The 22,111-nt window shown below is 71.7% G+C and carries 18 protein-coding genes; 8 read left to right on the top strand and 10 right to left on the bottom strand.

The window, feature by feature from the left end:
* Nucleotides 1–116 precede the first annotated feature (116 nt).
* Together ACFVJX_RS18200 and ACFVJX_RS18195 are read right to left on the bottom strand one after the other, a co-directional pair.
* Nucleotides 117–1,247 (bottom strand): protein phosphatase 2C domain-containing protein, encoded by a 1,131-nt coding sequence (locus ACFVJX_RS18200; protein WP_384122797.1) that lies wholly within the window; start codon nt 1,245–1,247, stop codon nt 117–119.
* Nucleotides 1,248–1,336: 89 nt separating this feature from the next.
* Nucleotides 1,337–1,735, bottom strand: a complete 399-nt coding sequence (locus tag ACFVJX_RS18195) for a hypothetical protein (protein WP_384122795.1) — start codon at nt 1,733–1,735, stop codon at nt 1,337–1,339.
* Between the two features lie 120 nt (nt 1,736–1,855).
* On the opposite strand from ACFVJX_RS18195, the gene ACFVJX_RS18190 reads away from it, so the two are divergent.
* The 4 genes from ACFVJX_RS18190 to ACFVJX_RS18175 all read left to right on the top strand — a co-directional run bounded on the left by ACFVJX_RS18190 (nt 1,856) and on the right by ACFVJX_RS18175 (nt 6,086).
* The gene (locus ACFVJX_RS18190) at nt 1,856–2,749 is read left to right on the top strand and encodes a hypothetical protein (RefSeq protein WP_384122793.1); all 894 of its coding nucleotides are present in this window, start codon (nt 1,856–1,858) and stop codon (nt 2,747–2,749) included.
* 82 nt (nt 2,750–2,831) lie between these two features.
* A complete protein-coding gene (locus ACFVJX_RS18185) occupies nt 2,832–3,791 on the top strand; it encodes an NADP-dependent oxidoreductase (protein WP_384122791.1) in 960 nt (319 codons plus the stop codon).
* 62 nt (nt 3,792–3,853) lie between these two features.
* Complete coding sequence (locus ACFVJX_RS18180) at nt 3,854–4,105, top strand: DUF2630 family protein (protein ID WP_384122789.1); 252 nt, start codon at nt 3,854–3,856, stop codon at nt 4,103–4,105.
* Nucleotides 4,106–4,130: 25 nt separating this feature from the next.
* Nucleotides 4,131–6,086, top strand: coding sequence for an FUSC family protein (locus tag ACFVJX_RS18175; RefSeq protein ID WP_384122788.1), 1,956 nt, complete (start codon nt 4,131–4,133; stop codon nt 6,084–6,086).
* Nucleotides 6,087–6,110: 24 nt separating this feature from the next.
* Here ACFVJX_RS18175 and ACFVJX_RS18170 read toward each other — a convergent pair whose 3' ends face one another.
* Entirely contained in the window at nt 6,111–6,512 is a 402-nt protein-coding gene (locus ACFVJX_RS18170) for an RNA-binding S4 domain-containing protein (RefSeq protein ID WP_384122786.1), read from the bottom strand.
* Nucleotides 6,513–6,801: 289 nt separating this feature from the next.
* On the opposite strand from ACFVJX_RS18170, the gene ACFVJX_RS18165 reads away from it, so the two are divergent.
* Nucleotides 6,802–8,214, top strand: coding sequence for a VWA domain-containing protein (locus ACFVJX_RS18165; RefSeq protein ID WP_384122784.1), 1,413 nt, complete (start codon nt 6,802–6,804; stop codon nt 8,212–8,214).
* Here ACFVJX_RS18165 and ACFVJX_RS18160 read toward each other — a convergent pair.
* Together ACFVJX_RS18160 and ACFVJX_RS18155 are read right to left on the bottom strand one after the other, a co-directional pair.
* Nucleotides 8,163–9,359: a sensor histidine kinase gene (locus ACFVJX_RS18160; protein ID WP_384122782.1), complete on the bottom strand. Its 1,197-nt coding sequence runs from the start codon at nt 9,357–9,359 to the stop codon at nt 8,163–8,165. The two genes, ACFVJX_RS18165 and ACFVJX_RS18160, sit on opposite strands and share 52 nt — an antisense overlap.
* Nucleotides 9,356–10,009, bottom strand: a complete 654-nt coding sequence (locus ACFVJX_RS18155; RefSeq protein WP_384123045.1) for a response regulator transcription factor — start codon at nt 10,007–10,009, stop codon at nt 9,356–9,358. Before ACFVJX_RS18155 ends, ACFVJX_RS18160 begins: the two co-directional genes overlap by 4 nt.
* Nucleotides 10,010–10,157: 148 nt before the next feature.
* On the opposite strand from ACFVJX_RS18155, the gene metG reads away from it, so the two are divergent.
* On the top strand, nt 10,158–11,771 hold the full coding sequence (gene metG / locus ACFVJX_RS18150) for a methionine--tRNA ligase (protein WP_384122780.1): 1,614 nt from the start codon (nt 10,158–10,160) through the stop codon (nt 11,769–11,771).
* Between the two features lie 229 nt (nt 11,772–12,000).
* Here metG and ACFVJX_RS18145 read toward each other — a convergent pair whose 3' ends face one another.
* Nucleotides 12,001–12,816 carry a L,D-transpeptidase family protein gene (locus ACFVJX_RS18145; protein ID WP_384122778.1) on the bottom strand — a complete coding sequence of 272 codons (816 nt, stop codon included), beginning with the start codon at nt 12,814–12,816 and terminating at the stop codon, nt 12,001–12,003.
* A 298-nt stretch (nt 12,817–13,114) separates the two neighbouring features.
* Nucleotides 13,115–14,932, bottom strand: a complete 1,818-nt coding sequence (gene aspS / locus ACFVJX_RS18140) for an aspartate--tRNA ligase (protein WP_384122776.1) — start codon at nt 14,930–14,932, stop codon at nt 13,115–13,117.
* Nucleotides 14,933–15,097: 165 nt separating this feature from the next.
* Between aspS and ACFVJX_RS18135 the strand changes: the two genes are divergently transcribed.
* Nucleotides 15,098–17,206, top strand: a complete 2,109-nt coding sequence (locus ACFVJX_RS18135; protein WP_384122774.1) for a SpoIIE family protein phosphatase — start codon at nt 15,098–15,100, stop codon at nt 17,204–17,206.
* 78 nt (nt 17,207–17,284) lie between these two features.
* Here ACFVJX_RS18135 and ACFVJX_RS18130 read toward each other — a convergent pair whose 3' ends face one another.
* From ACFVJX_RS18130 to ACFVJX_RS18120, 3 genes are all read right to left on the bottom strand, one after another.
* Nucleotides 17,285–18,391 carry an AI-2E family transporter gene (locus ACFVJX_RS18130; RefSeq protein ID WP_384122772.1) on the bottom strand — a complete coding sequence of 369 codons (1,107 nt, stop codon included), beginning with the start codon at nt 18,389–18,391 and terminating at the stop codon, nt 17,285–17,287.
* Nucleotides 18,392–18,474: 83 nt separating this feature from the next.
* On the bottom strand, nt 18,475–19,431 hold the full coding sequence (locus ACFVJX_RS18125) for a pirin family protein (protein WP_384122771.1): 957 nt from the start codon (nt 19,429–19,431) through the stop codon (nt 18,475–18,477).
* A gap of 154 nt (nt 19,432–19,585) precedes the next feature.
* Nucleotides 19,586–20,026, bottom strand: coding sequence for an SseB family protein (locus ACFVJX_RS18120; RefSeq protein ID WP_018522179.1), 441 nt, complete (start codon nt 20,024–20,026; stop codon nt 19,586–19,588).
* A gap of 148 nt (nt 20,027–20,174) precedes the next feature.
* On the opposite strand from ACFVJX_RS18120, the gene ACFVJX_RS18115 reads away from it, so the two are divergent.
* Nucleotides 20,175–22,001, top strand: coding sequence for an acyl-CoA dehydrogenase (locus ACFVJX_RS18115; protein WP_384122768.1), 1,827 nt, complete (start codon nt 20,175–20,177; stop codon nt 21,999–22,001).
* Nucleotides 22,002–22,111 lie beyond the last annotated feature (110 nt).

The following is a 22,111-nucleotide window of genomic DNA, read 5'->3' as shown; positions in this document are numbered from 1 at the left end:
CCGTCACAGCCACCGGAGCGGACGCGACCCCGTCACAGCCACCGGAGCGGACGCGCCCCCGTCACAGCCACCGGGCCGGGCCCGCGCGGAGAACGTGCGGGCCCGCCCCGGTGCCGTCACAGCGCCACGACGTCCGCCACCGCGCAGGCCACGTTGTCGGGGGCGCCCGCCGCCCCGGCCAGCGCGAGCAGCTCGCCGACCGCCGTGCCGGGGCCGTCCGCCGCGGCGAGCGCCCGGCCCAGCTCCGCACCCTCGACGACCGCCGAGAGCCCGTCCGAGCAGAGCAGGTAGCGGTCGCCCTCGCGGGCGTCCCGCACGTCCAGATCGGGTCCCGAACCGTACGGACCACCGCCGGCCAGTACCTTGAGCAGCATGGCCCGCTGCGGGTGCGAGACCGCCTCCTCCTCGGTCAGCGAACCGTCGTCGATCATCGACTGGACCAGGCTGTGGTCGTGCGTGATCCGGAACAGCTCGCCCCCGCGCAGCAGGTACGCCCGCGAGTCCCCGATGTGCACGAGGCCCAGCTGCGAGCCCGTCCACACCATCGCGGTCAGCGTGGTCCCCGACTCCTCCGGCGCCCCGCTTCCGGCTTCCCCCAGCACCGCGTCCCGCACCGCACGCGCGGCCTGCTCCGCCGCGTCGTGCAGCAGGTTCAGCAGCTCCGCGGCCGGTACCGCGCCCCGCGCCACCGGTTTCAGGGCCTCGATCGCCGCCGCGCTCGCCCCCGCCCCGCGCTCACCGAACCCGTCGGCGACCGCGAGCAGCCGGGCACCGGCGTACACCGCGTCCTGGTTGGTCTCCCGCACCGCACCCGTTTCGGTGCTCGCCGCGTACCTGATTCCGAGCGTTCCCACCTGAGCCATGGCTTCCTCCGTCGACAGCTGGTCGATGAGGAAGGCCGCGAGGTCCCGCCGGGCCGCCGTCTCGGCCTCGACCTGCGCCCAGTACGCCCGGACCGAGGCGGCGGCCGCGCCGGGGTCCAGCGCGATCACCTCCGTGATCCGGGCGAGGGGCATGCCGATCCGGCGCAGCCAGGCCACCAGCCTGGCGGTCGGTGCCTGTGCCGGGTCGTAGTACCGGTAACCGTTCACCGGGTCGACCAGAACGGGTTCCAGCAGACCGAGCTCGTCGTAACGGCGCAGCGCCTTCGCGGACAGCCGGGACAGCCGGGCGAACGCCCCGATCGTCACCAGCGCCGCTCCGGGCCGCCGCCCCCGCTCCTGGTCCTTCACCTCGTGCCTCCTCATACCGGGCGGTGCTCGCCCGGTACGCCGATCGTTGGCCTTCCCCCGCGGAGAAGGTCAAGGATGGCTCACGGAGGGACGGGGCGGCGCCCTCAGTCCTCGTGGGTGTGGAAGGCGTAGTACGCGGCCAGCAGCATGCCGGCCCCGGTCAGCAGGCCCAGCACCGAGGCCGCGAGCACGCTCTTGCCGGAGAGGCTGTAGAGGAAGCCGATCGATCCGCCGAACACGGCTCCGTAGGCCGCCGCCGCGAGCTCGGCCGGCAGCCGCTTCTGTATCCGGCCCAGGCCGAAGCAGAGGACGGCGAGAACCGCGCCGGAGATCAGTCCGAGCGCGAGCTGCGTGCCGGTGAGCACACCGCCGCCCCGGACGATGGACGTCGCGTACCAGCCGAGGATCACACCGAGCGTGACGGGCAGGGCCCAGCTGAGGGTGGAGTGGTGCCGGGCACGCGCGCGCGTGCCACGTGCCTGCACCGAAGCGTGTGCGGCCATGGCGGGAAGCTCCTTCCGTCGCCCCCTCTTTCCCTCCAGAGCACACCTGGTCGCGCCGCCCGGCAACTCGAATGGCTCATGGCCCGGGCGCCCGCGGCCCATCCGGGATTCCCTGGTGTGGTGCGGACCTACTTCTCGACGGCGCTCTCGGCGGCACTGCTGGTGCTGCTCGCCGTCCTGGTGCCGCTGAGCGCGCTCTCCGCCTGGGTGGATCTGGAGATCGACGACACGGACCGCTACGTAGCCGCGGTGGCGCCGCTCGCCTCCGATCCCCACGTGCAGAACACCGTGGCCGATCTGATCACCGACGAGGCGATGAAGCAGATCGACGTCGGTCCGCTCAAGGACACCGTGCGCGACTTCCTGCACCAGGCCGTGGAGTCCTTCACCACCACCGACGCCTTCCGGGCCGCCTGGAACGCCGCCAACCGCACCGCCCACGAGACGGTCACCGCCGCCCTGGACGGCCGCAGCGGCGAGAGCGTCACCATCGACCTGGCACCCGTGACGGAGCAGGTGAGACAGAACCTGCTGGACAACGGGGTGCCGTTCGCCGACCGCGTCCCCGTCGAGCACACCGACATCCGGATCATCTCCGCCGACCGGGCCGACCAGATGCGGCAGAGCTTCCGCCGGCTGCGGGCCGCGAGCATCTGGCCGGCGGTCGGCACGCTGGTCCTCGCCCTGCTGGCCGTCGTGCTGGCCTGGGTGCGGGGCGGGCCGGGACGCCGGGGTTCGGCGCTGGCGGCGCTGTCCGCCACCGCCGTCGCCGGGGCCGGCTTCGCGCTCGGCGCGCTGCTGCTGCGCGGGGCGCTCGCCCTCGCCCGCAACCGGGTGCTGGCCGAGGTGCCCGGCACCGAGAGGGACGGGGCCGCCGCCGTCTACGACGCGCTGACGGCATCCCTGCGCACGACGGTGTGGATCGTCTTCGGTACGGGTCTTGCCCTGGCGGTCTGCGCGGTGGCGGCCCGGATCTGGGCCCAGCGCGTGCTGCCGCCGCCGTCCGCCGCGTGACGCGCAGCCGACGTGCGGGTACGGCCGGGCGGGGGAAGAGTGGATCGCGGGCACTGCCGGGGGCGACTGGGAGGTCTTCCGTATGCGAGCCATCGCCGTCGGCGCATTCCGGACCGGCCCCGCGCTCGTCGAGGTCCCCAAGCCGGAACCGGCGGCCGGCGAGGTGCGGGTGCGGGTCGAGTACGCCGCCCTCAACCCGTACGACTGGCAGACGGCCGACGGCTCCCTGGACGGACAGGTCCCGCACGTCTTCCCGCTGGTCGTCGGCGTGGACTTCGCGGGCCGGGTGGACATGATCGGAAGCGGCGACAACCGCTTCCGGGTCGGCGACCGGGTCTTCGGCCGGGCCGGGCCCCCGGTCGGCGCCGGCACGTACTGCGACTTCGTCTGCGTACCGCAGGAGGCCGCCATCACGCTCGTCCCGCCCGGACTCGACGCCCGGACCGCGGCCGCGCTGCCGTCCGCCGGGATGGCGGCCGCGCAGATCCTGGAGACGGCCGTCCTCCGCGGTCACGAGAGCCTGCTGATCATCGGTGCGGCGGGCGGTGTCGGCAGCTGTCTGACCCAGCTCGCCAAGGCCAGGGACGTCCGGGTGGTCGCGGCGGTGCGCGGTGACGAGCGCTCCAGGATGGGGTCGTTGGGCGCGGCGGCCACCATCGACACCACCCTCGGGCCGACCGCCGAATCGGTACGCGCGGTCTGCCCGGACGGCATCGACGCACTGGCCGACCTGGTCTCCGACACCCAGGAGGCGTTCGCCGCCCACGCCGCGACGGTACGACCGGCCGGCCTGGCGCTCAGCACCCGCGGGGTGGCGGCCGGGGCGACGCTCCCCGAGGGCGTGCGCGGCATCGACTTCCGGCTCGACCCGAACCCCGTCCTGCTCGACGTGCTGGCGGCGGGAGCCGCCGAAGGCGTGCTGCGCATGCCCATCGACGCCGAACTCCCGCTGGAGAAGGCGCCGCAGGCCCTGGACCGCAACCGCACCGGCGGCGCCCGTGGCAAGACCGTCATCGTGCTGCGCAACCTCGGCCGCCGCTGACCCGGCAGGCGCCGCGGACCGGACGGCTCAGAACCCGACGACAGAGAGATGGAGAGGACACCATGAACGACCAGGAGCGGGACATCATCGGCGGCATCGACGGACTCGTCGCGGAGGAGCGGAGCCTGCGCGACCGCAGCGGGCGCGATCCGGGCCTCACGGCCGACGAACAGGCGCGACTGCGTACGGTGGAGGTCCGGCTCGACCAGTGCTGGGACCTGCTGCGGCAGCGTCGCGCACTGAGCGAGTTCGGACAGGACCCGGAGCAGGCCCGGGTGCGCCCGGCCGACGAGGTCGAGGACTACCGCAACTGACCGCCGAACACCACAGGGGGACGCATTGGCCGGCACCGGGCCCCGGGCGGCGCCGCGGCGGGGGACGCCGCCCGTCTGGCTCCGCTACGGACTGCGCCCGCAGCCCACCCCCGTCCCCTGGGCCGCCGTCGTCCGCGCGTCCGTCGCGCTGGCCGCGCCGCTCGCCGTCGGATTCGCCGTCGACCGGCCGGTGTACGGGGCGCTCGTCTCCATGGGCGCGCTCTCCGGCGTGATCGGGGACACCGCCGACGCGTACCGGATGCGCATCCTCAACATCGCGGTACCGCAGCTCTTCGGCGCCCTCGGCGTCATGATCGGCACGCTGGTGTACGGGACGGGCTGGGGCGCCGTCGCCGTGCTCACGGCCGTCGGACTGGTCTCCGGAATGATGTCGACGATCGGGGCCGTGGCCTCCGTTTCGGGGCTGCTGTTCCTGCTCAACTCGGTGGTGGGCGCCGGACTTCCGATGCCGAACCCCTGGTGGGTGGCGCCGCTGCTGCTGACGCTCGGCGGGCTGTTCGTCCTCGTCCTGACCCTGCTCGCCTGGCCGTTGCGGCGGAAGCTGCCGGAACGGGTCTCGGTCGCGGGGACGTACTGCGCGGTCGCCGATCTGCTCGCCGCCGCCGGCACCCGGACGTACGAGGAGCGGCGACAGGCCGTCACCGAATCGCTCAACACCTCCTACGACCTGGTCCTCGCCCGCCGGGCCCGCTACCACGGCCGCAGCGGGACCATGGTGCGGTTGCTCTCCCAGCTCAACGTGGTGATCCCGCTGGTCGAGGCGGCGCCCGCGGTGCATGTGCGACGGCTCCGGCTGCCCGACGAGATCCCGGCCGCGGTGCGGGCCCTGGCCGAGGACATCGAGGAGAGCCGCACCGGTGGCGCCGCACCCGAGCTGCCCGCACCGGACTCACCCGCCACCCGGGCGGTGGACAGCGCCCTGCGGCACGCCGCCGCCGTCGTCCACAAGGCCGAACCCGACCCGTACAACGTCGACGACCGGCTCGGCCGGCCCGCCGCGCTCGGCGTGCGGGTCCGGCGCGCAACCCGCAACGTCCTGTTCTCCGGGCCCTCGTGGCGGTACGGGCTGCGCCTCGCGCTCTGCATCGGACTGGCCCAGTCGCTGACCTCGCTCATAGACGTGCCGCGCTCCTACTGGGTGGCCCTGACCGTCACGTTCGTGCTCAAGCCCGACTTCGGCTCGGTGTTCTCCCGTGCCGTGCTGCGTTCGGTGGGCACGGCGGCGGGCCTGGTCATCGCGGCGCCGGTACTGACCGAGGTGCCGATCGGCTGGTGGGACGTGCCGGTGATGATGCTGCTCGCCGCGCTGATCCCGGCGTTCACGGCGAAGGGGTACGCGTTCCAGACGGCGGCCGTCACCCCGGTCATCCTGCTCCTGTCCGACCTGCTGAACCACCAGGGCGTGGACCTGGTCCAGCCACGTTTCCTGGACAGCCTGATCGGCTGCGGCATCGTGCTGGTGGCCGGATACCTGCTGTGGCCGGAGAGCTGGCACACCCGCATCGGCCACCGGCTGGCGGACGCGGTGTCGGAGATCGCGGACTACGTGGCGTACGCCTTCGAACCGGAGGCACCGGGCGACCGGGCGGAACGGGTCCGGGCCCGGCGGCGCATCTACCGCGATCTGTCCTCCGTGCGCTCCGAGTTCCAGCGCGCCCTGACGGAACCGCCCCCGACCGGCCGCCGGGCCGCGGCCTGGTGGCCCCTGGTCGTCGCGGTGGAACGCATCGTGGACGCCACGACCGCGGCCCGGGTACGCGTCAACCACGGTGCCGCGGAACCGGAACCGGCGGAAGTGGCCGAGGTGCAGGGTCAGCTCCGCGAGCTGGCGGCGGGCATCAGGGCGAGCGAGATCCTGGTGGAGGTACGCGCCGAACTCCCGGGCGACGAGGAGGGCGTACTGGCCCCACTGCGCCAGGAGGTAGCGGCAGCCAGAGCAATCGCCTCACCCCAGCCCTGACCGCTCGGCCCCGGCCACCGCCTCTCACTCGACCGGCGGTTCCCCCCGCAACCGCTCCATCTCCCGCCGGTCCCGCTTCGTCGGCCGCCCCGCCCCCCGATCCCGCACCGGCACCTGAATCGCGGCCTCCCGCGGCGGCGGAGGCGGGCTGTTGTCGACGAAGCACTCCGCCGCGACCGGGGGACCGACCCGCTTCTTCACGATCTTCGACACGACCACGACCCGGTCCCGGCCCGCGTGCCGCAGGCGCACCTCGTCGCCGACACGCAACGCCTGGGCCGGCTTGGCGCGCTCACCGGCGACCTTCACATGGCCCGCACGGCAGGCCGCGGCCGCCTGCGCACGTGTTTTCGTCAGCCGGACCGACCAGATCCAGACGTCGACCCGAACGCTGCCCGCCGCCTGCGGCGCCTCACCGGAAACCATGCTTCCGACCCTACTGCGCCGACCGCGCACGACGCCCGGACCGCCCGCGTCAACCTGTCAACCCGGCAACACCGCACTGCGGAAGTACATGTGAATGACGTACAACTGACCACCACCGTGCGGTGACAGGACTCGGTCGGGGATCGGTTTCGGCTCAGTTGTCCCACAGGCGGGCCGCGCCAACGAACGGCCGGATCCGGCCGCTAACCTTACGTATCCGCCCTGGCCAGGGATCAATTCCCGCAGTACGGACATTCATCGCCCCCAACTCATGCGAAAGGCCTCGCCCATGGGCATTCGGAGCTTGCTGCGCAAGGTGTTCGGCCGTGACGTCACGGAGCAGGACGGCCCGACGACGGCCACGGTCCCGCCCCAGGCCGAGCGCACCCGGTCCTCGGAGTCGGTGGCGGTGGACGAACCGGCTGCCCGGCCCGAGCCGGAGAGCGAACCCGCCCCGGTCGCCAAGGCATCGGTACCCGCCCCGGCCTCCTCCACCTCGTCCCGTACCGCCGCGTCCCCGTCCGCCAAGGACGAGGGCGACCGGGCGACGGACCTGGTGGCGGCCGCCTTCGACAAGGCCGCCGCCCCCGCCCCCAAGGCCGCTCCCACGGTTCCGTCGCAGGGCTCCGGCCCCAAGGCGAAGACCGCGGAGACGAGGCCGGCGGAGACGAAGGCCGCGGAGACGAAGCCGGAGACGGCCGAGGTCGAGGTCGAGGTCGAGACCTCCGCCGCCGAACCCGCACCCGCCGAGCCGGTCACCACGGAGACCCCCGCCGAGCCGGTCACCACGGAGACCCCCGTCGAGCCGGTCGTCGCCGAGACCGCCGTCGAGCCGATCACCATCGACATGAACCCGGAGCCGGAGCCGGAACCGGAGGCGGAGCCCGAACCGGAGCCCGAACCGGCCGCCGCAGCGGCTCCGGAGCCCACCCCGGAACCCGAACCCGCCCCCACCGCAGCGGAGTCCGCGGAGCCCGCTCCCGAAGCCACCCCGGCGGGCCCCGCCGCAACCGCCGCCGCCGACGGCGGGCCCGCGCTCTCCCTCGCCCGGGTCAAGTCCCGCGCACCGGAGCTCGTCGCCCCGTACAAGGCCGCCCAGGCCGCGCTGAAGGCGCACGGGCTGACCGGGCTGCGGGCCACCGTCTACCTGGTCCTGGACCGCTCCGGCTCCATGCGGCCGTTCTACAAGGACGGCAGCGCCCAGCACCTGGGTGACCGCGCCCTCGCGCTCGCCGCGCACCTCGACGAGAGCGGAGGCGTCCAGGTCGTCTTCTTCTCGACGGACATCGACGGCACCGGCACCGTGGAGCTGGACGGCCACGAGGGCCGTATCGACGCGCTGAACGCGGGCCTCGGCCGGCTCGGCCGGACGAACTACCACCGGGCCGTCGAAGAGGTCGTCGCGCTGCACGAGAAGTCCGGGGCCACCGGCCCGGCGCTGGTGGTCTTCCAGACGGACGGCCCGCCGGACGCCAAGCAGGCCGCCCGCCAGGCGCTGACCGAGGCGGCACGGCTGCCGCTGTTCTTCCAGTTCGTCGCCTTCGGCGATCACGACTCGAAGGGCTTCGACTTCCTTCGGAAGCTGGACGCCCCGAACGCCGGCTTCTTCCACGCCGGCCCCGCCCCGCGCGAGGTCGCCGACGCGGCCTTCTACCGCGAGGTGCTGGCCGCGCTGCCCGCCTGGGTCGCCGCCCGCGCCTGATCCACCGGCAGGCGTACGGTCACGGCGAGCCCGCCCTCCGGGCCCGGCACCGCCGTGACCGTACCGCCGTGCGCCACCGCTATAGAACGTACGATCGAAAGGCCGAGTCCGGAGCCGGGCCCCATCCGGTCCTTGCCCTCGCCCCGCCGGAACGGCTCGAACAGTCCGGGGATGTCCGCACCGTCCACCACGGGACCGGTGTTGCACACCCGGAGCGTCCCGCCCCCGCCACCGGTGGTCAGCGACACCTCCACCGTCCCGCCGGGCACGTTGTACGTCACCGCGTTGGCCAGCAGATTGCCCACCAGCTGGGCCAGCAGCATGCGGTTCCCCCGCACCGCGCACGGAGCGGCCCCGACCGTCACTCCCGGGTGCCGGCCCGCCTCCTCCGCGACCACCTGGGCCAGGTCCACGGCCTCCCGCTCGCCCTCCGCGAGCCCTCGCTCGCTGCGCGCCAGCACCAGCAGCCCCTCGATGAGCCGCTCGCTGCGCCGGTTGTTGTCCAGGAGCGTCTGCCGGGTCCGCACGAGATCGTCCGGCGTCGGGTCGTCGAGACCGACCTGGATCGCCGCCCGCTGGGTGGCCAGCGGGGTCCTCAGCTCGTGCGAGGCGTTGGCGATGAACCGCCGCTGACTGTCGAAGGCCCTCTCCAGCCGGGCGAGCAGCGCGTCGAGCGTGTCGCCGAGTTCCTTGAGCTCGTCGTCGGGGCCGCTGGAGGCGATCCGCTCGTGCAGTGTGTGCTCGGAGAGCCGGCGCGCCTTGGCGGTCATGGCGTGGACGGGCCGCAGGACCCGCCCCGCGGTCCACCACCCGACGCCCACCGCGCAGGCCGTCATCACGAGCAGAGCCGCCGCCGACCAGATGAGGAGCTGATGGCCGGCCGCGTCCCCGACCTGGTCGGTGAGGTCGTAGACGGTCGGCGGGCCGAGCCGACGGCTGGCGACGAGCGGGCCGTTCACCGCGTAACCGGGCTGGACGAGCGCCGCCGTGCGGGCGATGGAGCGGGCCTGCGAGTCCGTACCGGCGCGGGAGGCCAGGTTGACGGTGACGAGGAGGGCCGTGCCCAGCACCAGGAACACCCCGCCGTACACCAGCGCGATCCGGGTCCTGATCGTGGCGTGCGGCACCCGGGCCGGATGCTTCACAGGGTGTACCCCACGCCCTGCACGGTCCGGATCACGGCCGGTTCGCCGAGTTTGCCGCGCAGCTTGCTCATACAGACGCGGACGGCCCCCGTGAAGGGGTCGGCGTTGGCGTCCCAGGCCCGCTCCAGCAGCTCCTCCGCGCTGACCGTCCCGCCGTCGGCCTCCAGCAGCAACTGCAGCACGGTGAACTCCTTCGGCGAGAGATCCAGCTCCCGCCCCTCCCGGGACGCGGTCCGCCGCACGGTGTCGAGCCGGATGCCGTACCGCTCCAGCTGCGGCGGCACGGGCCGGGCGCTGCGCCGCCGCAGCGCGCGCACCCGGGAGACGAGTTCGGGGAACTCGAACGGCTTGCCCAGGTAGTCGTCGGCGCCGAGGTCGAGGCCGGACACCCGGTCCTCCATGGACCCGGCGGCGGTGAGCATCAGAATCCTGGTCCGCGAGCCGGAGGCCACGAGCCCGCGGGCCACGTCGTCGCCGTGCACCCGGGGCAGGTCGCGGTCCAGGACGACGACGTCGTAGTCGTGCAGCCCCAGGTAGGCCTGGGCGGCATCACCGCTGTACACCGTGTCGACGGCGAAGCCGGCCCGTCGCAGCCCGGTGGCGACCAGCTCCGCCAGAATCTCCTCGTCCTCGGCGACCAGTACCCGCATCGTGATGTCCCCTGCCTCGTGCACGCCTGCCCACTCCCTCCCAGGATGCGTCTTTGCTACCGGAACGCATGTTTCGCAAAGCTCTCCGCGTGCGCTCCCGTGTTTATCGGTGTGAGTGGATCTCCCACGGGCCGTTAGGATTTCGACCATGGCGGCCACTGGATCAGAGAAGCAGGGGGGCGAGGACGTGACGAGCTTCTACGTCTCGACCCCCATTTACTACGTCAACGACGCTCCTCACCTGGGCCACGCCTACACGACCGTCGCAGGCGACGTGCTCACGCGCTGGCACCGCCAGCGCGGCGAGAAGGTGTGGTACCTCACCGGCACGGACGAGCACGGTCAGAAGATCATGCGCACGGCCGAGGCGAACAACGTCACGCCCCAGGCGTGGTGCGACAAGCTCGTCGAGGAGTCCTGGAAGCCCCTCTGGGAGCACCTCGACATCGCGAACGACGACTTCATCCGTACGACGGAGAAGCGGCACACCGACCGTGTGCAGGAGTTCGTGCAGGACCTGTACGACAAGGGCGAGATCTACAAGGGCGGATACGAGGGCCCGTACTGCGTGGGCTGCGAGGAGTACAAGCTCCCCGGCGACCTCATCGAGGCCGAGGACGGCACGAAGCTGTGCCCGATCCACAAGAAGCCGGTGGAGCTCCTCAAGGAGGAGAACTACTTCTTCAAGCTCAGCGAGTACGGCCCGAAGCTGCTCGAGTTCTACGCGGCCAACCCGGGCTTCATCCAGCCCGAGTCGGCCCGCAACGAGGTCGTGAACTTCGTGAAGCAGGGCCTCCAGGACCTGTCGATCTCGCGCTCGACCTTCGACTGGGGCGTCCCGGTGCCGTGGGACGAGAAGCACGTCATCTACGTGTGGGTCGACGCGCTGCTCAACTACGCGACGGCGGTCGGCTACGGCGCCAACCAGGAGAAGTTCGACTCCACGTTCCCGGCCAACGTGCACCTGGTCGGCAAGGACATCCTGCGCTTCCACGCGGTGATCTGGCCCGCGATGCTGATGGCCCAGGGTCTGCCGCTGCCGGGCAAGGTCGTCGCCAACGGCTGGCTGATGGTCGGCGGCGAGAAGATGTCGAAGTCGAACCTGACGGGCATCAAGCCGCAGGACCTGACGTCGCACTTCGGTGTGGACGCCTACCGCTGGTACTTCCTGCGGGCCATCGCCTTCGGCAGCGACGGCTCGTTCTCCTGGGAGGACTTCACCGCCCGCTACACCTCCGAGCTCGCCAACGACTACGGCAACCTGGCCTCGCGCCTCGCGGCCATGGTCGGCAAGTACTACGGCGGTGCGCTCCCCGAGGCCACGGCCGCGGGCGAGGCCGAGCAGGCGGTACGGGACGGGCTGGCGAAGGCCGTCGCCGCGGCCGACCTGAAGATCGGTGAGGAGCTGGACTTCCAGTCCGGCATCCTGGCGATCTTCGACTTCGTGAAGCAGGTCAACGGCTACATCACGGAGCAGGAGCCGTGGAAGGTCGCCAAGGACGAGTCCCCGGAGGGCCGGGCCCGTCTCGCGACGATCCTCTACACGGCGGCCGAGGCGCTGCGCGGGGTCGCGGTCCTGCTGAACCCCGTCATGCCGGACACCTCGCAGAAGCTGTGGGAGTCCCTGGGTGCCGAGGAGTCCCTGGGCGCGCTGTCCGACCAGCGCGTGCGGGAGGCCGCCGACTGGGGCCGGCTGCGGCCGGGCGCGACGGTGACGAAGGGCGCGGTGCTGTTCCCGCGCCTGGAGGAGAAGCCCGCGTAACGGGTCTCGCGTACGTCGAAGGGGTGGGTCCACGCAGCTGCGTGGGCCCACCCCTTCGCGGTCCGGCCCGCCACCTCGAAACCGGCCGGGCCCGCCGCCTTTGAACCGGTCCGGCCCGCCGCCTCGACACCGGTCGGGCCCGCCGCCTTTGAACCGGTCCGACCCGCCGCCTCGACACCGGCCGGGCAGCCTCCGGGCTTGCGGCCCCCGGGCCCGGCCCCGGTCGCTCTCAGACGCTCAGGGACGCGGTGTCGCCCATCACGACGACGGGCTCCCGGGCCGGGTCGAGCAGACCGAGCAGCTCCTTCATCCGGTCCTCGGTGATCGACACGCAGCCCTGGGTGGGGCCGCCGTGATCGACGTGGATCCAGATGCCGCCGCCGCGTTCCTCGCCGAGCGGGCGGGTGTGGTCCAGGGGGGAGGTGCCGGGGACGCGGTTGTAGTCGATGGCGATGACGTAGTCGAAGGAACCCTCGAGCGGCTCCCCCTGGAAGCCGAGGCCCGCCACCTTGAAGTCGGGGTTCAGGTCGTACGGGAACGCCGTGACCGGGGGGTCGAGCCGGCCGCCGGCCGCGGTCAGCGTGAAGACGCCCACGGGTGAGCGGAGATCGCCCTGCCAGTGCTCGGCCGTCCAGCCGTTCAGGGCGTTGTGGGCGGGCCAGGGGGCCACGGCGGCCCGCCAGTCCGCGGCCGGCCCCTCCCTGGTGTAGAGCACGGCGGTGGACCGGTTGGAGTCCAGGGACTCACCGGTGACGACGAACGCCTGCCGGGTGCCGGCCGGGATGGCCGCCCTGGTCCGCGGGCCGAGCCCGGGGATCTCCAGCGGCGGGGCCGGCGCCGGTCTGGGCGGTGCGGCGGCCGGAGCGGCGGAGGACGGCTCGGTCGGTGCGGCGGCGCCCGGCGGTCCGGGGACACCGGAGGCTCCCGGGGCCTCCTTGAGGGCGGCGCTGTCGCTCGTACCGACAGCGCCTCCCGATCCACACCCGGTCAGCAGCAGGACGAGGACGGCACAGACGACGTACGGCAGCCGCAGGGGCAGGGGCACGCACGAACGGGACACGGACACAGAGGGGCTCCTCAGCAGTCGGTGGCGAAGCCGCGGGGGGCTTTGCGGACGCGGACACGGCCTGGGGTCCGCTGTGCCGATGTCGGCCCAGGCAGTCTTTGCCGCAGCCGGGACCGGCCAATCCGGCGCCGGGGCCATCCGGCTGTAACCGTTCAGGTGATTCGTGTACTTGTATGCCCGCAGCCCCGTCCTGGGCAGGGCCGGCCGGGACGCGGAACAGCCCCCGGCCGGGTGGCCGGGGGCTGTTTCACGTGGAACCGGATCGAACCGCTGACGCCTACTTCGCGCCGGTGTCCCGTGCCACCGAGTCCGTGGCCTCGGCCTTCTCCTTCGCGGGAGCGGCCGGCTTGCGCAGCTGGATGTTCAGCTCACGCAGGCGGGTCTCGTCCAGCACCGTGGGCGCGCCCATCATGAGGTCCTGGGCGTTGCCGTTCAGCGGGAAGGCGATCGTCTCGCGGATGTTGGGCTCGTCGGCCAGCAGCATCACGATGCGGTCGACGCCCGGGGCGATGCCACCGTGCGGCGGGGCGCCGAGGCGGAAGGCGCGGAGCATGCCGGCGAACTCGTGCTCGACGGTCTCGCGGTCGTAACCGGCGATCTCGAAGGCCTTGAGCATCAGCTCGGGCTCGTGGTTACGGATGGCGCCGGAGGACAGCTCGATGCCGTTGCAGACGATGTCGTACTGCCAGGCGAGGATGTCCAGCGGGTCCTTCTCCTCCAGGTCCTTCAGGCCGCCCTGGGGCATCGAGAAGGGGTTGTGCGAGAAGTCGATCTTGCCGGTGTCCTCGTCCTTCTCGTACATCGGGAAGTCGACGATCCAGCAGAACCGGAAGACGCCGTCCTCGAAGTGGCCCGCGCGCTTGGCGGCCTCGACGCGCACGACGGACATGATCTTGGAGACCTCGTCGAACTCGCCCGCGCCGAAGAACACGGCGTGGCCGGGTACGAGGGAGAGCCGCTCGGTGAGGGTCTTGACGTCCGTCTCGGTGAGGAACTTGGCGATCGGGCCGGCCAGCTTGCCGTCCTCGCCGACCCGGACCCAGGCCAGGCCCTTGGCGCCGTGCTCGACGGCGTAGTCACCGAGGCCGTCGAAGAACTTCCGGGACTGGCCCGCGGTGTCCGGCACCGGGAGGGCACGGACATGCTTGCCGGCGAAGGCCTTGAACTCCGAGTCCGCGAAGACGTCGGAGATGTCCACCAGCTCCAGCTTGGCCCGCAGGTCCGGCTTGTCGTTGCCGTACTTCAGCATCGACTCGCGGAACGGGATGCGCGGGAACGGCGAGGTGACGTGGCGGCCGTTGCCGAACTCCTCGAAGAGCTCGGTCATCAGCTTCTCGATCGGGCGGAAGACGTCCTCCTGCTCGACGAAGGACATCTCGACGTCGAGCTGGTAGAACTCGCCCGGCGACCGGTCGGCGCGGGCGTCCTCGTCACGGAAACAGGGCGCGATCTGGAAGTAGCGGTCGAAGCCGGAGATCATCAGCAGCTGCTTGAACTGCTGAGGCGCCTGCGGCAGCGCGTAGAACTTGCCCGGGTTCAGCCGGGACGGGACGACGAAGTCACGGGCGCCCTCGGGAGAGGTCGCGGTGAGGATCGGCGTCGCCATCTCGTTGAAGCCGAGGGCGACCATCTTGGAGCGGATCGAGGCGATCACGGAGGAGCGCAGCATGATGTTGCGGTGCATGCGCTCGCGACGCAGGTCGAGGAAGCGGTACTCCAGACGCCGCTCCTCGTTGACCCCGTCCTCGGCGTTGATCGTGAAGGGCAGCGGGGCGGCCTCGCCCAGCACCTCGACCTCGGTGACCTCGATCTCGATCTCACCGGTCGGGAGCTCCGGGTTGACGTTGTCGGCGCCGCGGGCGGAGACCTTGCCGTCGATCCGTACGACGGTCTCCTTGGTGAGCTTCGCCAGGGCGTCGTTTCCGGGGGTGCCGGGGCGGGCGACGAGCTGCACCAGACCGTAGTGGTCGCGCAGATCGATGAAGAGGATGCCACCCAGGTCTCGGCGATTGTGCAGCCAGCCGCTCAGCCGGACGTCGGTGCCGACGTCAGAGGCGCGGAGCTCGCCGCAGGTGTGGGACCTGTACCGATGCATCGTCGTTCATCCAGTCTTCGCGGTTGGGGGCGGTTACAGCGACCCCAGGCTACCGCCCGCGACCGGACCGTTTCATTGTCATTGTCCCCTGCAAGATCGTCAGAGGGCTCGGGGGCGGTGGACTCTCGGTGGCGTTCAAGGCGCACACCTTCCTAAAGTGGGGCAATGCGCACAGAGGAAGTACTGGCCGCGACCGCGACCGGTCTTTGGCGCTGGGACAACGCAGCCGGAACGGTCACGCTCGACGCGGAGGCGGCCCGGCTGCTGGAGCTGCCCTTCGCCTCGGGTGTCTTCCGTGAGTCGGAGGTGCGCTCCCGCTTCCACCCCGTCGACTGGAACGAGATCTACGGCGTGGTCAACCTGGCGGTCGCCGAGGGCACGCTCGCCGAGGCCCGGCTGCGGATCGTGGACGAGCACGGGCGGGTGCTGCGTACCGTACGGAGCCGCTCCAAGCCACTCCCGCCGACCGAAGGCAGCGACGGGGACTACAGCCTGGTCGGCACGCTCCAGGAGGTCGCGGAGCCGCAGCCCGGTGCCACCGGGGCCAACACCTCCATCACCGGCGACTGGCGCCGCTCCCGGGAGGCCTTCCTGCTGGACGCGGGGCGGGCACTGGCCGAGGCGCGCTCGACGGAGGAGGTGCTGCGGGTCACGTACTCACTGTCCATGCCGGGGTTCTCACCGGAAGGACTCGGGGTCTTCGGCGTCGAGGGCGAACGGCTGACGATCGTCGGGCACCACGGTCAGCGCGCTGGGGACGAGGACCCGTTCGACGACATGCCGCTGGAGACCGACTACCCGGCCGCGGAGGCCGTACGGACCGGGCGGGCGATCTACCTGTCCAGCCCCGAGGACTACCACCAGCGCTACCCGGCCACGTGGCCGCTGGCCCGGCGGTTCGGGCGTCGCTCCTGGGCCTTCCTGCCGCTGATCGTGGCCGGGCGGACGATGGGCGCCTGGATGGCCGCCTTCCGGCATCCGGTGGCCTTCTCGCCGGACGAGCGGTCCGTGCTGACGACCGTGGCCAGGATGCTCGCGCAGGCGCTGGCCAGGGCGAGTGCCGCCGAGACTGAACGGGAGCTGTCCGAGGGGCTCCAGCGCACGATGATGCCGTCCCTGGGGCCCAGGATCCCGGGCATGACGGTGGCCGCGCGCTATGTGCCGACCGGGGGCGGGCTCCAGGTCGGCGGCGACTGGTACGACATGATCCCGCTGCCCAGCGGCCGGATCGCCCTCGTCATCGGCGACGTCCAGGGGCACGACGTGCGGGCCGCGGGGCTGATGGGCCAGTTGCGGATCGCCCTGCGCGCGTACGCCTCCGAGGGACACCGCCCCGACGCGGTGCTCTCCCGGGCCTCGCGCTTCCTCTCCGGCCTGGCCGAGGGGGGCGCCGAGTACCCGGGGCCGCGCTTCGCGACCTGCCTGTACGCGGAGACGGACCCGGGCACCGGGATCCTCGACATCGCACGGGCCGGTCACCCCGATCCCGTGGTGATGACCCCGGACGGGACCGCCGTCATCCGGCAGACCGCGGGCGGGCTCCCGCTGGGCATCGAGTCGGACACGGACTACCCGACGACCCGGGTCGTACTGGAGCCCGGAGAAACGATCATGCTCTGTACGGACGGGCTGATCGAGACCGGCGGCCACGACCTGGCCACCGGCTGGGCCCGGCTCCGGCCGATCCTGGAGCGGCACACCAGCGATCTGGAGAAGCTCGCGGACGCGCTGGTGCAGGCGGTGCACGGGCCGACCTCGCACTACACGACGGGCCCGCTCGCGGACCGGCGCGAGGACGACATCGCGGTGCTGCTGCTGCGCCGCGAGGCCACCACGACCCAGCGCACCGCGCCGCGGCGGACCGCGCTGACCATCGCCCAGGCCGAACCCGAGCGGATCTCGGCGGCCCGGCAGCAGGTGCGCGAGATGCTGCACGACTGGGCGGACCCGGAGCAGGTGGACTCGGCGGTGCTGATGATCTCCGAGATGGCCACGAACGTGCTGGTCCACACGGACGGCGACGCGCTGCTGGTCGCGCAGGCCGACGGGGAGCCCGGGGAGCGGCGGCTGCGGGTGGAGGTGGCCGACGGCAGCGACGAGCTGCCGCACAAGCGGCGGCCCGGCGAGATGGCGTCCAGCGGGCGGGGGCTGGTGCTGATGCAGATGCTCGCGGATACGTGGGGGGTGGATCCGCGCGGGGAGGGGAAGTCGATCTGGTTCGAGCTGTACGAGTCCGCGGAGCGGGTGGAACCGGCGCCGGAGGCGGAGCTGTAGCGGGCCCCCGCGTGCTCCGGGGCCCCGGCGTGCCCGGTGGCACCGCGCCCGGGTCCCCCGGCTAGGAGGCTTCCGTCCTCAGACGCCGGACGGGCCGGGTGGTTGGCCCGGCGGGTCCGGTGAGGCGTCCTGGGTGTCCGCCGGGGGCAGCCGGCCGTCGCGGAGTTCACCGATGATCCCGAAGGCCGCCGCGCAGAGGGGGACCGCGAGCAGCATCCCCAGCAGGCCCGCCACGCTCGCGCCCGCTGTCAGCGCGATCAGGATCATGGCGGGGTGCATCTGGACCGTCCGGCTCTGGATCATCGGCTGGAGGATGTGGCCCTCCAGCACCTGCACGGCGAGCACGACGCCGAGCGCCCAGAGGGCGATCACGAAGCCCCGGTCCGCGAGCGCCACCAGCACCGCCACGGCGCCGGAGATGAAGGCCCCCAGATACGGGATGTAGGCGCCGACCAGGACCAGCGCGCCCAGCCCCACCGCGCCCGGCACCCGGAGGATCAGCAGGCCGACCGTGATGCAGACCGCGTCGATGAGCGCGATGAACGTCGTACCGCGCATGAAGCCCTCGACGGCCTCGAAGGCCCGCCGGCCCATCGCCTCGACCAGGTCACCGGCGCCGCGCGGCGCGACGGCGTGCGCGAGGTGCGCGGCCCGGTCCGAGTCGCGCAGGAAGAAGAAGGTCAGCAGGAGCGCGAGCACGCTCGTGGCGATGAGCGAACCGACCAGGCTGATGCCGGTCAGAAGCCCGCCGGCGGCGCTCGCACCGAACTTCTCGACGAGCTTCTTGGCATTGGCGGCAAGATCGTCCACGTTCGTGCTGCCCGCGACCCCGAGGTGGTCGGCGACCCACTGGCCGGCGTCCTTCAGCGACCTGACGATCTGGTCGCCGGTGTCGATGAGCGCGGTGACGACGATGTACCCGGCGCCGCCGACCACAGCGATGAGGAGGGCGCAGGTGAACACGGCCGCGACCGAGCGGTTCACCCCGTGCGCGGTCATCCTGCGGTGGACCGGGCCGAGCAGCGCCGTACCGAGCAGCGCGAGCAGCACGGGGGTGACGGCGGTCTTGAGGGCCACGCACAGCCAGACGACCACGGCGGCGACGCCGGCGACCAGCAGGACGACACCGCACCAGGCGGCCAGCCGTCGTGCAGCGATGGGCAGGAGGGGCTTCTGGGTCTGCACCCTCCCACCCGATCACGCCGCGGGGACGGTGTCCCGCCTGCGCCGCCGTACGGGTGACGAACCGTCACACATCGGCGTACGGCTCACATCCCGTGGACGGCGGGCACGGTGCCGAGGCGGCCGGCCTGGAAGTCATCGAACGCCTGCTTGAGTTCGGCCTGGCTGTTCATCACGAACGGCCCGTAGTGCGCCATCGGCTCGCGGATGGGACGGCCGCCGAGGAGGACGACCTCCAGGTCGGGGGTGTTTCCGTCCTGCTGCTCGTCCGCGCGGACGGTCAGCGAGGAGCCGGCGCCGAAGACGGCGGTCTGGCCCATGTGGACGGGCCGGCGCTCCTCGCCCACGGTGCCGCGGCCCGCGAGCACGTACGCGAGGCCGTTGAAGTCCTCGCGCCACGGAAGGGTCACCTCGGCGCCGGGGCGCACGGTGGCGTGGATCATCGTGATGGGGGTGTGGGTGACGCCCGGCCCCTCGTGGCCGTCGAGCTCGCCCGCGATCACCCGGAGCAGCGCGCCGCCGTCCGGGGAGGCGAGCAGCTGGACCTGGCCGCCGCGGATGTCCTGGTAGCGCGGGGCCATCATCTTGTCGGCCTTGGGCAGGTTCACCCAGAGCTGGAGGCCGTGGAAGAGGCCGCCGGACATGACGAGCGACTCCGGCGGGGCCTCGATGTGGAGCAGCCCGGACCCGGCCGTCATCCACTGGGTGTCGCCGTTGCGGATCGTGCCGCCGCCACCGTTGGAGTCCTGGTGCACGAAGGTGCCGTCGATCAGGTAGGTCACGGTCTCGAAGCCGCGGTGCGGGTGCCAGGGGGTGCCCTTCGGCTCGCCGGCGGCGTACTCCACCTCACCCATCTGGTCCATCATGATGAACGGGTCGAGGTGCTTGTAGTTGATCCCCGCGAAGGCGCGGCGCACGGGGAACCCCTCGCCCTCGAACCCGGTGGGTGCCGTGGTCACGGCGAGCACCGGACGGGCCGCGGCATCGCCCGAGGCGGCGACCTTGGGCAGGGTCAGCGGGTTTTCGACAGTCACTGCGGGCATGGGAGCCACCTCCGGGGGATCATCCTGGAACCAATTTAGTTGAATGGTGAACATCCTGCAAGGTGGCCCCCATTCCCGCGCCGGCCCCGACAGCGCGAAGGGGCCCGTACCGCCGGGCGGTACGGGCCCCTTCACGAGGGGTGCGGGTCTGCGCTCAGCCGTACATGCGGCGCATCGCGAAGTCGACCATCTGCTCCACGGCCTTCGCGTCGAAGACCATGCGGTGCTCACCCTCCATGTCGAGGACGAAGCCGTAGCCGGTGGGCAGCAGGTCGATCACCTCGGCCCCGGTGATCACGAAGTACTTGGACTCCTTGCCCGCGTAGAGACGCAGTTCCTTGAGCGTGGTGAACATCGGGATCACCGGCTGCTGGGTGTTGTGCAGCGCGAGGAAGCCCGGGTTGTCACCGCGCGGGCAGTAGACCTTCGACGTCGCGAAGATCTGCTGGAAGTCCTCGGCAGCCAGCGAGCCGGTCGTGAAGGCCCGTACCGCGTCGCCCAGCGAGGGCGGCGAGGGTTCGGGATACAGCGGCTGCTCGCCGTAGCCGCCACCCATCGGCTGCTGTGCGCCCTGATTCTGGTCGTAGCCGTACATGAGGCAAAGAGTAATCGGACACATCTATGCCTTGAGGGGTTGCGTCTTATTACTGACGGGTAGCATCATCGTAGGGGTCAGCTGATACGTCCGGGCCACCCCTCCACGGGGCGCTGCGCGCCACTGCTATTGATTACGGAGCCTTCCCATGGGGCACTACAAGTCGAATCTCCGCGACATCGAGTTCAACCTCTTCGAGGTCCTCGGGCGCGACAAGCTGTACGGCACCGGACCGTTCGCGGAGATGGACGTCGAGACCGCGAAGAGCATCCTCGACGAGGTGACCCGCCTCGCGGAGAACGAGCTCGCCGACTCCTACGCCGACGCCGACCGCAACCCCCCGGTCTTCGACCCGGAGACCAACACCGCACCGGTCCCGGACACCTTCAAGAAGTCGTACCAGGCCTTCATGGACTCCGAGTACTGGCGCCTGGGCCTCCCCGAGGAGATCGGCGGCACCACCTCGCCGCGCTCCCTGATCTGGGGCTACGCGGAGCTGCTGCTCGGCGCCAACCCGGCCGTGTGGATGTACTCCTCCGGCCCGGCCTTCGCCGGCATCCTCTTCGACGAGGGCAACGACGCGCAGAAGAAGATCGCCGAGATCGCCGTCGAGAAGCAGTGGGGCTCGACGATGGTGCTGACCGAGCCGGACGCCGGTTCCGACGTCGGCGCGGGCCGCACGAAGGCCGTCGAGCAGGCGGACGGCTCCTGGCACATCGAGGGTGTGAAGCGCTTCATCACCTCGGGCGAGCACGACATGTCCGAGAACATCATCCACTACGTGCTGGCCCGCCCCGAGGGCGCAGGACCGGGCACCAAGGGCCTCTCGCTCTTCATGGTCCCGAAGTTCCACTTCGACTGGACCACCGGCGAACTGGGCGAGCGCAACGGCGTGTACGCCACGAACGTCGAGCACAAGATGGGCCTCAAGGCGTCCAACACCTGCGAGATGACCTTCGGCGACCAGCACCCCGCCAAGGGCTGGCTGATCGGTGACAAGCACGAGGGCATCCGCCAGATGTTCCGCATCATCGAGTTCGCCCGCATGATGGTCGGCACGAAGGCCATCGCGGCCCTCTCCACGGGCTACCTGAACGCGCTGGAGTACGCCAAGGAGCGCGTCCAGGGCACCGACCTGTCGCAGTTCATGGACAAGGCGGCCCCCAAGGTCACCATCACGCACCACCCCGACGTGCGCCGCTCCCTCATGACGCAGAAGGCGTACGCCGAGGGCATGCGCTCCCTCGTGCTGTACACCGCCTCCGTCCAGGACGCGATCCAGGAGAAGGAGGCCGCGGGCGAGGACGCGAAGGCGCTGCACGGCCTCAACGACCTGCTGCTCCCGATCGTGAAGGGCTACGGCTCGGAGAAGTCGTACGAGCAGCTGGCGCAGTCGCTCCAGACGTTCGGCGGCTCCGGGTACCTCCAGGAGTACCCGATCGAGCAGTACATCCGTGACGCCAAGATCGACACGCTGTACGAGGGCACGACGGCCATCCAGGGCCAGGACTTCTTCTTCCGGAAGATCGTCCGGGACCAGGGCGCCTCGCTCAACGCGCTCTCCGAGGAGATCAAGAAGTTCCTCGCGGGCGCCCAGGGCAACGAGGAGCTGTCCGGCGCGCTGGACTCGCTCGCCAAGGCGGCCGTGGACCTGGAGGCGATCGTCGGCACGATGATCACCGACCTCACCGCGACCGGCGAGGACGTGAAGAACATCTACAAGGTGGGTCTGAACACCACCCGCCTGCTGCTGGCATCCGGCGATGTCGTCGTCGGCTACCTGCTGCTCAGGGGCGCGGCCGTGGCCGCCGAGAAGCTGCCGACCGCCGCCGCCAAGGACGTCGCCTTCTACCGGGGCAAGATCGCCGCCGCGAAGTTCTTCGCCGCCAACGTCCTGCCGGGCGTCGGCGCCGAGCGCGCGCTCGCCGAGTCCGTCGACAACTCGCTGATGGAGCTGGACGAGGCCTCGTTCTAGGCCGTGTCCTGAGAGCGCCGTCCGCCCGCGGGCGGGCGGGGCTCTCGCAACAATCCCTGGGGCCCACCCGCTCAGGACCGCCTCACGACAGCACCGCCGCCCGGGCACGC

The sequence above is a fragment of the Streptomyces sp. NPDC127177 genome, from assembly GCF_042672475.1.
GTDB lineage: Bacteria > Actinomycetota > Actinomycetes > Streptomycetales > Streptomycetaceae > Streptomyces.
Note: the sequence above shows the minus strand (reverse complement) of the source record. Positions and strands in the feature narration are given on the sequence as shown.